The sequence below is a fragment of the Gilliamella sp. Choc4-2 genome (assembly GCF_001690355.1).
In the GTDB taxonomy this organism is placed as follows: domain Bacteria; phylum Pseudomonadota; class Gammaproteobacteria; order Enterobacterales; family Orbaceae; genus Gilliamella; species Gilliamella apicola_A.
The window spans coordinates 1-11,285 of sequence record NZ_LZHG01000005.1 but is presented as its reverse complement, the minus strand read 5'-3'; the positions used below and the strand labels follow the sequence as shown (position 1 = coordinate 11,285).

Sequence of the window (11,285 nt, the reverse complement as noted above, 5' to 3'; positions counted from 1 at the left end):
TGAAGTTATCGAAATTATTCGTCACGAAGATGAACCTAAACAAGAATTAATTAATCGTTTTGCCTTAACTGAAATTCAAGGCGAAGCGATTTTAGAGTTAAAACTCCGCCACTTAGCCAAACTTGAAGAGATGCGCATTAAAGGTGAACAAAGTGAGCTTGCAAAAGAGCGTGATCATCTGCAAGCTTTGTTAGCTTCGCCTAAAAAATTGAGTGATTTAATTAAAAAAGAGCTAAAAGAGGATGCTGAAAAATATGGCGATGACCGTCGTTCTCCAATTGTTGAACGCAGTGAAGCTAAAGCTATTAGTGAACAAGAGTTAACACCATCTGACCCTGTTACTGTCGTTTTATCTGAAATGGGTTGGGTAAGAACAGCAAAAGGTCATGATATTGATCCTGCTGGTTTAAGTTATAAATCCGGTGATAATTTTAAAGCTGCCGCCAAAGGCAAAAGTAATCAACCTGTTATCTTTATTGATTCAACGGGGCGTAGTTATGCTATAGAACCAAACACGTTACCATCAGCACGAAGTCAAGGCGAACCATTAACTGGCAAATTAGCACTACCTGTTGGCGCAACTGTTGAACATGTGCTCATGTCTCAAAATGGTGAGCAAAAATTATTACTTGCTTCAAGTGCCGGTTATGGCTTTATTTGTCAATTTAGTGATTTGGTTGCTCGCAATCGTAATGGTAAAGCAATTATTAATTTACCTAAAGAATCCAGGATACTGATGCCAATCGAAATTACATCTGAAGATAGTTTGCTGCTATCAATCACCAAAGAAGGCCGGATGCTCATATTTCCTGTAAAAGATTTACCTGAGCTTGCCAAAGGTAAAGGAAATAAAATAGTATCGCTTTCAGGCGCTAATGATTGCCTTGCTTATACTCTATTAATTACGCAAGACACATCAATAACGTTATATGTTGGTAAACGCAAACTTACATTATATCCTGCTGATTTACAAAAATTTAAGGCAGAGCGAGCACGAAAAGGTACACCATTACCGAGAGGCTTACAGAAGATAGATAAAATTGAGGTAAATGAATAATATGTCTTTTATCTGGGCAATAATTACAGGCTTTGTATTAAGTATTGTATTAAAAACAGGATGGGGGTTTATGCTCGGCCTATTTATTGGGCCAATGCTTTACCGCACATTTTGTAATAAATTAACCGAACAAAGTACACAAGCAAATCCAACACTTTATTTGACTGTTGTTTTTGAAGTATTAGGCCATTTAAGCAAATCTAAAGGCGTTGTAACACAAGATGATATAAATCTTGCTCGTCAATTTATGGACCAATTACAACTCGATAGCAACGGTCGACAGCTTGCGCAAGAATCTTTCAATCAAGGTAAAGCTAGTGATTACCCTCTTAGATCTCGCTTAAAACAATTATATACACAATATCGTTTCAGGCGTAATGTGTTGAATATTTTTTGTGAGCAACTGATACAATCGGCATTAGTCGACGGTAATTTAGATGAAAAAGAGTCAAAAATTTTGTTCATTGTGGCAGAAGAATTTAATATTCCTCGTCAACAAATGGCAATGTATATTCAAATGATGATGGGCAGTTACCATTTTCATCAAAAAAATACTAACCAACAAGAGCGTAGCCAGTATCAACACAAAAATAATAGCTATAATGGTTATCAAGGCTATTCTACGCAATCAGATCTACAAAATGCCTACAGAATACTGGGTATTAAATTAAACGCCGAAATTTCGGAAATAAAAAGGGCTTATCGAAAATTAATGAATGAGCACCATCCAGATAAACTTGTGTCAAAAGGTTTGCCTAAAGAGATGCTCGAAGCAGCAAAAAAACGTGCTCAAGAGATCCAAGCTGCTTATGATCTTATCAAAGCAGCTCGTGGATTCAAATAGAGATAAATACTATGATACATTGGCGATCAATTATCAGAATTGTTGGTTTATTAATTTTACTATTGTCGGTGTTCATGTTATTGCCAGCGATTATTGCATTAATCTATCGTGATGGTGCTGGGGCAATTTTTGTTCGCTCTTTTTTTGCTGCTTTAATTTTAGGATTTGCACTATGGTTCCCGAATCGGGAACATCGCCACGAACTGAGCACACGTGAAGGTTTTTTTATCGTTGTACTATTTTGGGTTGTACTTGGTACTATCGGCGCTTTTCCTTTTATTTTTGATACCCATATTAATTTAAACTTAACCACAGCCTTCTTTGAATCTTTTTCAAGCCTTACCACAACTGGAGCAACAACGATTGTTAAATTAGATCACCTACCTAAAGCCTTACTTTTTTATCGTCAATTATTACAATGGTTAGGTGGTATGGGTATTATTGTGCTAGCAGTAGCAATCCTACCGTTATTGGGTGTTGGAGGCATGCAACTTTATCGTGCGGAAATCCCAGGGCCACAAAAAGATAGCAAAATGCGACCACGTATTGCAGAAACAGCCAAAACACTTTGGTCAATTTATATTTTGCTTACAACGCTTTGTGCTATTTGTCTTTGGCTGGCCGGTATGAATATATTTGATGCTGTGTCACATAGTTTCTCAACAATATCAATGGGAGGGTTTTCAACCCATGATGATAATTTAGCTTACTTTAACAGTCCTATAATCAATTATATCGTCACCCTCTTTTTGATTTTATCAGGCTGTAATTTTGCGCTCCATTTTGCCGCGCTAAGTGGTTTTTCGATTAAAGATTACTGGCGTGATCAAGAGTTCAGAACATTTATATTTATTCTACTGATATTAATTGCTATCTGCACAATTGTTATCTATTTCTATAAACCACACCGTCTGAGCATTGATAAAATTATCTTACAAGTGGTATCCATATCATCAACAGCTGGCTTTAGTGTCGATGACATCAACACATGGCCATCACCATTGCCAATATTCTTATTGTGCGCTTCATTCATTGGTGGTTGTGCGGGATCAACAGGGGGAGGTTTAAAAGTAGTTCGAGTGATAATTTTGTTTATGCAAGGCTCTCGAGAGTTAAAGCGTCTTATTCATCCAAATGCTATTTATACGTTAAAATTAAATAATCGTGTAGTCCCAGAACGAATTATTGAAGCGGTCTGGGGATTTTTTTCGGCCTATGCATTAGTTTTTTTAGTTAGCCTGTTTGTTATCATGGCAACAGGTATCAATACTATCGATTCTTTTTATATTGTTGCCTCATCACTTAATAATCTAGGTGTTGGACTTGGAAATGTCAGTGATAATTTTGCTAGTGTTAGTGATGTAGTTAAATGGGTTATGGCAGTTGATATGCTATTTGGGCGTCTGGAAATATTTACCCTACTTGTTTTATTTACCCCAACATTCTGGCGAAGCTAAATTTTCATGCTAATACTAATAAAACATTAATTTTTTTTCAAAACACACAAATTTTATAAATATTTTATTGATTATTTAGTAAATTACAGACAGAATTATTAAGCAGCATGTGCTGTGTTTATTAGAGGTAATCACCTGACATATGGAATGGATCATGGATCCTACAATCTGGATTGGCCTATCCACTCTAGTTGTACTTGAAATCGTCCTTGGTATTGATAATATTGTTTTTATTGCCATTCTTGCCGAGAAACTTCCACCCCAACAACGAGATAAGGCCCGCGTTACTGGTCTTGCTTTTGCCTTAATTACACGCGTTTTATTATTAATGTTTACGGGATGGTTAGTCACACTCACTACACCACTATTTTCAATATCTGGAATTAGCTTCAACGCACGTCAACTGATTATGTTAATCGGGGGGATATTTTTACTATTTAAAGCTACAATGGAGCTCAATGAGCGCCTTGAAGGGTCTTCTCATGAAGAGGGTAAACCCCAAAAAACTTCACATTTTTGGACAGTTGTTGCACAAATTGTTGTACTTGATGCGGTATTTTCACTTGATTCAGTTATTACTGCTGTAGGAATGGTTGAAAATATTCCAGTAATGATTATTGCTGTTTGTATAGCAATTGGCATTATGATGGTCGCCAGTAAACCATTAGCCATTTTTGTCAATTCACACCCAACGATTGTTATTCTTTGTTTAAGTTTCTTATTAATGATCGGCTTTAGCTTAGTTGCTGAAGGTTTTGGTTTTATGATTCCAAAAGGCTACTTATATGCGGCAATTGGTTTTTCAATTATGATTGAATTTTTTAATCAACTTGCCATATTTAATCGCCGTAAAGCACTAAATAAAAAACCATTACGAGAACGGACTGCAGAAGCTATCTTACACTTACTTAAAGGTGATATTGAAGAAGATCCTGAGACTCACTCTATCGATACAATTTCAGATGCTAATAAAAAAGAATCCGTATTCAATCATCAAGAACTAAGCATGGTTGAACGAGTGCTTGGATTAGCTCAGCGATCTGTCAGTAGTATTATGACAGCTAGATTAGATGTTGATATGGTTAATATCAATGACGATCGCGAAACAATTTTAAAAGAGATTTTTGATAACCCACATTCACGTTTAGTCGTTACCGATAACGCCTCAATCGATGAGCCTTTAGGTATCATTCAAGTTAATGATCTATTAAAAGATATACTACAAAGTAAAGAACCAATTGATATTCACTCGCTTATCAAACAACCGCTGATCTTTCCTGAAACGGTATCGTTACTGGTTGCTTTAGAACAATTTAAAAAAGCTAAAACACATTTTGCTTTTGTAGTAGACGAGTTTGGTTCAATGCAGGGGGTTGTTTCAGTTACAGATATTATCGAAACCATTGCTGGCGATTTTCCAACGGAAAAAGAGGAAATTGATGCTAAACATGATATTCGATGTCTTGAAGATAATACTTGGATTGCTAATGGCTATATTCCTGTTGAAGAATTGATTCGATTTGTACCAATTCTCATTGATGATAAACGTGAATATCATACACTAGCAGGATTATTAATGGAAAAAGCTCAGCATTTGCTTAATGTTGGCGAAACCATTCAAATTGACAATTATCTATTTGAAGTGGTCGAAATAGAAAGTCATCGAATTTTGAAAGTAAAAATTATGCTAAACAAGCTCGATTCTGTAACAGAGTAATACTGTTTAGCGAAATAACCAGAATAACGCTTGACCAAAATAAATAACTGGCAATAATATCTTAGTAAAATTCCTAATTTAAGATGAGGAACGACAATTCCCCATCTTTTTTATTTTTACCTTTGCGTAAAAATAGATAGTGCTGTTCATAAATGGACATTATTACTTATCACTCACAATTGGGCCTAACCTATGAATTTAACGTTCGAAAAATTCTTTCAATTGAAAGAAAAAAAAACCACCGTCGGAACTGAAATTATTGCAGGATGTACAACTTTCCTCACTATGGTGTATATCATCTTCGTTAATCCGTCGATTTTATCTGCAACAGGGATGGATACCTCAGCAGTATTTGTTTTAACTTGTATCGTTACCGCCTTTGCATCGATTATAATGGGACTATTTGCCAATCTACCCATTGCTTTAGCGCCTGCTATGGGGCTAAATGTCTTTTTTGCTTATGGCATATGTGGCTCAATGGGCTACTCTTGGCAAATAGGCATGGGAGCTATATTTTGGGGTTCTTTAATATTCTTTGGATTATCACTATTTAAAGTCCGCCATTGGCTAATTGAACATATTCCACAATGTTTACGGATTGGAATTAGTGCAGGCATAGGACTATTTATTGCTTTTATGGGATTTCAAAATATGGGCATAGTAGTCAGTTCACCAACAACACTATTAACCATAGGCAATATTTTGTCACTTAACGTATTATTAGGATCACTTGGTTTTTTTATTATTATTATTTTAGCCGCTCGTAATTTTCATGCAGCAATATTAATTTCGATTTTAGTTGTAACTTTACTAGCACTATGGCTCGATCCTAATATCAGTTACCAAGGTATTGTGTCTATGCCACCAAGTGTTACCAGCGTTGTTGGTCATGTAGATCTAGTTGGATCGCTTAATATTGCCATCATGGGCGTTATTTTTTCAATAATGATTGTTAGCCTATTCGACTCATCGGGCACTATTTTGGCATTAACTGACAAAGCCGGCATTTCAGATGAAAAAGGACGCTTTCCCAAAATGCGCCAAGCATTATTAATCGACAGTTTCAGCTCATCACTTGGCGGACTTTTTGGTACATCATCAGTTTTAACTTATATTGAAAGCTCTGCTGGCATTTCTGTAGGTGGTCGCACTGGGCTAACTGCAGTAGTAATCGGAATATTATTCCTAATGATGATTTTTTTATCGCCTTTAGCTCATTTAGTTCCAACTTATGCTACATCTGGTGCTCTTATATTTGTTGGGATTTTAATGGTTTCTAGTTTGGTGAAAGTTGATTGGTCTGATTTAACCGATGCAACACCGGCATTTATTACAGCAATCATGATGCCATTTGCCTTTGCAATCACTGAAGGTGTAGCTCTTGGGTTTATCTCTTACGTGATTTTAAAAACCTTTACTGGTAAATTTAAAGAACTCAATCTTTGTGTAATTATTTTTGCTTTATTATTTATGCTAAAATTTATCTTTATTGATCACCATTAATCTTTAATTCCTCATCAATAAAGTTGATGAGGAAACCATTTTCTTCAAAGCCAAGATACCCTATCTTCAAAAAGATAAGCTTGAAAAATAAAAATCTTTATTACTCAAAATTCCTCTGTCTCACACTAATAAAAAATGGGGTTACTGATTAAACGTGAGCAAAAACTTGACATTATCTGTTCTGGAGTCTAAAATCTTGCGACCCAAAACTTCTATATATAGGTTTTGGTCTACAGTTGTTAATTACGTATCTAAAAAGCAATTTTAAATTTATTTCAATTAATCAGGAGCTTATTAATGGCAACAATTAATCAGCTGGTACGCAAACCAAGAGCATTAAAGGAAGCAAAAAGCAATGTTCCTGCCCTTGAAGCATGCCCGCAAAAACGCGGTGTTTGTACTCGTGTTTACACAACTACACCGAAAAAACCAAACTCAGCATTACGTAAAGTATGTCGTGTACGTTTAACCAACGGTTTTGAAGTTACTTCTTATATCGGTGGTGAAGGTCACAATCTACAAGAACATAGTGTAATTTTAATCCGTGGGGGTCGTGTTAAAGACTTACCAGGTGTTCGTTACCATACTGTTCGCGGTGCATTAGACTGCGCAGGTGTTAAAGATCGCAAACAAAGCCGTTCTAAATACGGTGTTAAACGACCTAAAGCTTAATGGAACTCCGTTAAGTAAGGCCAAACTATATAATTCCATTTAACTCATTTGAGTTTTGGGTAAACCTGAAAATTTATAACATATAAACGGAGTATTCCAATGCCACGTCGTCATGTTGTCGGTCAAAGAAAAATTCTTCCTGATCCGAAGTTCGGTTCAGAGTTACTGGCGAAATTTGTAAATATTTTAATGATAGATGGTAAAAAATCTATCGCAGAATCAATCGTATATTCAGCTCTTGATAAATTAGCTGAGCGTAGTGGAAAAGACCACTTAGCAGCTTTTGAAGTTGCACTAGATAACGTAAGACCAACTGTAGAAGTTAAGTCACGTCGAGTTGGTGGTTCTACATACCAAGTTCCTGTTGAGGTGCGTCCGGTTCGTCGTAATGCACTTGCAATGCGTTGGATTGTAGATGCTGCACGTAAACGTGGCGATAAATCAATGGCTTTACGCCTAGCGAATGAACTTATGGATGCTTTTGAAAACAAAGGCACTGCTGTGAAAAAACGCGAAGATGTTCATCGTATGGCTGAAGCTAATAGAGCGTTTGCCCACTATCGTTGGTAATCAATTCACTTGTAACAAGCGAATTGAAATTAAACTGATAGCCCATATCTGCTATCAGTCAACCTAAATGATAATTTATTAAGCAAACGATTCTAAACAGAGGATTAATATGGCTCGTACAACCCCTATAGCACGCTATCGCAATATCGGTATTAGTGCACACATTGACGCAGGTAAAACAACAACGACTGAGCGTATTTTGTTTTATACTGGTGTAAGTCACAAAATTGGTGAGGTTCATGATGGCGCAGCTACCATGGACTGGATGGAACAAGAACAAGAACGAGGTATTACTATCACCTCAGCCGCAACAACGGCATTCTGGTCTGGTATGGGTCAACAATTTGAACCACACCGTATCAATATTATCGATACTCCGGGACACGTAGACTTCACAATCGAAGTTGAACGTTCTATGCGCGTTCTTGATGGTGCTGTAATGGTTTACTGTGCAGTTGGTGGTGTTCAACCACAATCAGAAACAGTATGGCGTCAGGCAAACAAATATAAAGTTCCACGCATTGCATTTGTCAACAAAATGGACCGTATGGGTGCTAATTTCCTACGTGTTGTTGATCAAATCAAAACTCGTTTAGCCGCAGTTCCTGTGCCTTTAGTTTTACCAATTGGCGCTGAAGAAGCATTTACTGGTGTTGTTGATCTGCTTAAACGTAAAGCAATTAACTGGAATGATGCTGATCAAGGCGTAACTTTCACTTATGAAGATGTACCAGCTGACATGGTTGAACAAGTTGAAGAATGGCGTTCATACCTAATCGAAGCTGCGGCTGAAGCAAGTGAAGAGTTAATGGAAAAATACCTTGGTGGTGAAGAGTTAACTGAAGAAGAAGTGAAAGCAGCGTTACGTGAACGCGTACTTGCTAACGAAATCATCTTAGTCACTTGTGGTAGCGCCTTTAAAAACAAAGGTGTCCAATTCATGCTTGACGCTGTAGTTGAATATTTACCAGCACCAACTGATGTACCTGCAATTAAAGGTGAATTACAAAATGGCGAAGCAGCTGAACGTCACTCAAGCGATGATGAACCATTTTCATCTTTAGCGTTCAAAATTGCAACAGACCCATTTGTTGGTAACTTAACCTTCTTCCGCGTTTACTCAGGCGTTGTTAACTCTGGTGATACGGTTCTTAACTCAGTTAAAGATAAGAAAGAACGTTTTGGTCGTATCGTTCAGATGCATGCAAATAAACGTGAAGAAATTAAAGAAGTTCGCGCAGGTGATATTGCAGCTGCAATTGGTCTTAAAGATGTCACAACAGGTGACACGCTTTGTGCTGAAAGCGCTCCAATTATTCTTGAAAGAATGGAATTCCCTGAGCCGGTAATTTCGGTTGCTGTTGAACCAAAAACTAAAGCTGACCAAGAAAAAATGGGACTTGCTTTAGGAAGACTAGCTCAAGAAGACCCTTCATTCCGTGTTCACACGGATGAAGAATCAGGTCAAACCATTATTTCTGGTATGGGTGAGCTTCACTTAGAAATCATTGTTGACCGAATGAAACGTGAATTTAAAGTGGAAGCAAATGTTGGTAAACCACAAGTTGCTTACCGCGAAACAATTCGTAATGAGGTTGAACAAGAAGGTAAATTTGTTCGTCAGTCTGGTGGTCGCGGTCAATACGGTCATGTATGGTTAAAAATTAAACCATTGGAAGCTGGTGGCGAAGGCTACAAATTCAACAACGAAATCGTTGGTGGTGTGGTTCCTAAAGAATACATTCCTGCGGTTGACAAAGGCTGTCAAGAACAAATGAAAAACGGTGTTCTTGCTGGTTATCCAATTGTTGATGTTGAAGTTACTATCTTTGATGGTTCTTACCATGATGTTGACTCATCAGAAATGGCATTTAAAATTGCCGGTTCAATGGCATTTAAAGACGGCTTCATGAAAGCTAAACCTGTGCTTTTAGAACCGATTATGAAAGTAGAAGTTGAAACTCCAGAAGATTATATGGGTGATGTTATTGGTGATTTGAACCGTCGTCGCGGTATGATCGAAGGTATGGACGATACTGCAACTGGTAAAACAGTAAGAGCACAAGTTCCACTTTCAGAAATGTTTGGTTATGCAACAGACCTTCGTTCACAAACACAAGGTCGTGCTTCTTACTCTATGGAGTTCTTGAAGTACAATGAAGCACCAACAAATATTGCAACCGCAATTATTGAAGCTCGTAAAGCGAAATAATTTTTATATAAATAAAGTAACACTTCCCTTACAAATAAAGGGAAGTGATCTAATAAAGGAACATTAAGATGTCTAAAGAAAAATTTGAACGTACAAAACCCCACGTTAACGTTGGTACAATCGGCCACGTTGACCATGGTAAAACAACTTTAACAGCTGCAATTACTTCTGTTCTTGCTAAAAAATATGGCGGACAAGCACGTGCATTCGATCAGATCGATAACGCACCAGAAGAAAAAGCACGTGGTATCACCATCAATACTTCACACGTTGAATACGACACACCAACTCGTCACTACGCACACGTAGACTGCCCAGGCCATGCTGACTATGTTAAAAACATGATCACAGGTGCAGCTCAAATGGATGGTGCTATTTTAGTAGTAGCAGCAACTGATGGTCCTATGCCACAAACTCGTGAACATATTCTTTTAGGTCGTCAAGTAGGTGTTCCTTACATTATCGTATTCTTAAACAAATGTGATATGGTTGACGATGAAGAACTATTAGAATTAGTTGAAATGGAAGTACGTGAGCTTCTATCTCAATATGATTTCCCAGGTGATGATACACCAGTGATTCGTGGTTCAGCGCTAAAAGCGTTAGAAGGCGATGCTGCATGGGAAGACAAAATTGTTGAATTAGCAGAAGCATTAGATAGTTACATTCCAGAACCAAAACGTGATGTTGACAAACCATTCTTATTACCAATTGAAGACGTATTCTCAATTTCAGGTCGTGGTACAGTGGTAACAGGTCGTGTAGAAAGTGGTGTAATCAAAGTCAACGAAGAAGTTGAAATTGTTGGTATCAAACCAACGACAAAAACGACTTGTACTGGTGTTGAAATGTTCCGTAAATTACTAGACGAAGGTCGTGCAGGTGAAAACGTAGGTATTTTATTACGTGGAACAAAACGTGAAGAGATCGAACGTGGTCAAGTATTAGCAAAACCAGGTTCAATTACACCGCATACTGATTTTGAATCAGAAGTATATATTTTAAGTAAAGATGAAGGTGGTCGTCATACTCCATTCTTCAAAGGTTACCGTCCACAGTTTTATTTCCGTACAACTGACGTAACTGGTACTATTGAATTACCAGAAGGCGTAGAAATGGTAATGCCAGGTGATAATATTAAAATGACAGTATCATTAATTCACCCAATTGCGATGGCAGAAGGTTTACGTTTTGCTATTCGTGAAGGTGGCCGTACTGTTGGTGCTGGTGTTGTAGCTAAGGTTATTAAATAA

General features: G+C 37.3%; 9 protein-coding genes. All 9 read left to right on the top strand.

From position 1 onward, the window contains the following. The coding region (locus tag A9G34_RS01340; protein ID WP_218055647.1) for a DNA gyrase C-terminal beta-propeller domain-containing protein at positions 1–1,057 on the top strand (1,057 nt) is incomplete at its 5' end. A gap of 1 nt (position 1,058) precedes the next feature. Beyond that, positions 1,059–1,901, top strand: a complete 843-nt coding sequence (djlA, locus tag A9G34_RS01335) for a co-chaperone DjlA (protein WP_034947608.1) — start codon at positions 1,059–1,061, stop codon at positions 1,899–1,901. A 14-nt stretch (positions 1,902–1,915) separates the two neighbouring features. Further along, the gene (locus A9G34_RS01330; protein WP_034947611.1) at positions 1,916–3,358 is read left to right on the top strand and encodes a TrkH family potassium uptake protein; all 1,443 of its coding nucleotides are present in this window, start codon (positions 1,916–1,918) and stop codon (positions 3,356–3,358) included. A 142-nt stretch (positions 3,359–3,500) separates the two neighbouring features. Beyond that, on the top strand, positions 3,501–5,075 hold the full coding sequence (locus A9G34_RS01325; protein WP_034947157.1) for a TerC family protein: 1,575 nt from the start codon (positions 3,501–3,503) through the stop codon (positions 5,073–5,075). Positions 5,076–5,267: 192 nt separating this feature from the next. After that, positions 5,268–6,578, top strand: coding sequence for an NCS2 family permease (locus A9G34_RS01320; RefSeq protein WP_065568653.1), 1,311 nt, complete (start codon positions 5,268–5,270; stop codon positions 6,576–6,578). Positions 6,579–6,875: 297 nt separating this feature from the next. Beyond that, entirely contained in the window at positions 6,876–7,250 is a 375-nt protein-coding gene (rpsL, locus tag A9G34_RS01315; protein WP_034883792.1) for a 30S ribosomal protein S12, read from the top strand. A 99-nt stretch (positions 7,251–7,349) separates the two neighbouring features. Next, positions 7,350–7,820, top strand: coding sequence for a 30S ribosomal protein S7 (rpsG, locus tag A9G34_RS01310; RefSeq protein WP_034915550.1), 471 nt, complete (start codon positions 7,350–7,352; stop codon positions 7,818–7,820). 109 nt (positions 7,821–7,929) lie between these two features. Continuing rightward, positions 7,930–10,032: an elongation factor G gene (fusA, locus tag A9G34_RS01305; protein WP_034947164.1), complete on the top strand. Its 2,103-nt coding sequence runs from the start codon at positions 7,930–7,932 to the stop codon at positions 10,030–10,032. Between the two features lie 68 nt (positions 10,033–10,100). After that, on the top strand, positions 10,101–11,285 hold the full coding sequence (gene tuf / locus A9G34_RS01300; protein WP_034946833.1) for an elongation factor Tu: 1,185 nt from the start codon (positions 10,101–10,103) through the stop codon (positions 11,283–11,285).